The following is a 452-nucleotide window of genomic DNA, read 5'->3' as shown; positions in this document are numbered from 1 at the left end:
GGGCCCTGAGTGGTCGGGGGGTGTTACTGCTGCAACTCCGAATGCACCGTGCCGTAGTCGCGGATATCCCAGATCTTGTCGCTGTCGATGCCGTCGAAATTGATCTTGTCCAGCGTCGCCCGTGAATAGGTGACGTCGAGGATCGTCATGTTCGAGGTGTTGCCGTAGGCGTCTTTCATCGGGAACCGGCCCTGCACGGTCACCTCGGCGGCCTGCGGGTAAGCCTCGTCGGCCCACTTGAGGATCTCGACGGTCTCGCGCTGGGCATTGCGGGCGATCATGCTCTTGGTGAATCCGTCGTGAATGTCGAACTCGGTGACCACCGCATCACCGGCCGGGCCCGACCCCACGCGCGCCGTGACCCCGCTCGGCGGTGTAGGCGTCTGCGAAGTGGCGGGAGCGGCCGGGGCCGGCGTGCTGCTGGGCTCCTCGGCCTTGGTCTCGGCCGGTGC

The 452-nt window shown here is 66.2% G+C and carries 1 protein-coding gene; it reads right to left on the bottom strand.

What is annotated here, in order from left to right; all coding sequences use genetic code 11:
- Positions 1-23: 23 nt before the first annotated feature.
- Positions 24-452: hypothetical protein (locus IMZ11_RS44130; protein WP_228649718.1), on the bottom strand; the 429-nt coding region annotated here is incomplete at its 5' end.

The sequence above is a fragment of the Microtetraspora sp. AC03309 genome, assembly GCF_020826795.1.
Lineage (GTDB): Bacteria > Actinomycetota > Actinomycetes > Streptosporangiales > Streptosporangiaceae > Microtetraspora > Microtetraspora glauca.
Note: the sequence above shows the minus strand (reverse complement) of the source record. Positions and strands in the feature narration are given on the sequence as shown.